Genomic DNA, 555 nt, shown 5'->3' with positions numbered 1-555 from the left:
GATCTCGTCCGGATGCCGAGCACGTGTGGCTCAGCCGACGATGGTGGTGCCAAAGGTGCCAAAGGTCGAGTCTACGGGGCGGGTGTACTCGTCCGAGCCCGTAGGGGTCGCCGGGCCACCGCCCGACGGTGGTCAGGCCAGGTGGGCCGGGGCCCCCACGGGCAGGGTAAATCGGAACTCGGCGCCGCCGGCCCTGGAGCGGCCGACCGTGATGGTCCCGCCGTGCGCCTCGACGATGCCCTTGACGATGTAGAGCCCGAGCCCGGTGCCGCCGCGCTTGCTGCCGCGCCAGAAGCGGGTGAAGACGCGCCCCATGGACTCCTCGGGGATCCCGGAGCCCTCGTCGCTGATGGTGACGGCGGTGCTCGGCTGGGCTGCGGAGTCCACGGCTGACCCTTCTGGCTGGGCGGTGACGACGGTGGGGGTCACCTCGATGGTGACGGTTCCCTCGCCGTGCCGCACCGCGTTTTCCAGCAGGTTGCCCAGCACCTGGTCGACCTTGTCCGGATCGGCCCACAGGTCCGGCAGCGGCTCCACGACCTTGATGAGGAACAG

At 70.5% G+C, this 555-nt stretch carries 1 protein-coding gene; it reads right to left on the bottom strand.

From position 1 onward, the window contains the following. Positions 1-132: 132 nt before the first annotated feature. Positions 133-555 (bottom strand): sensor histidine kinase KdpD (locus KUM32_RS36775; protein WP_217146220.1); only part of this gene is annotated, 423 nt, incomplete at its 5' end.

Source organism: Streptomyces sp. AC627_RSS907, assembly GCF_019049165.1.
This window is presented reverse-complemented; position numbering and strand designations above follow the sequence as displayed.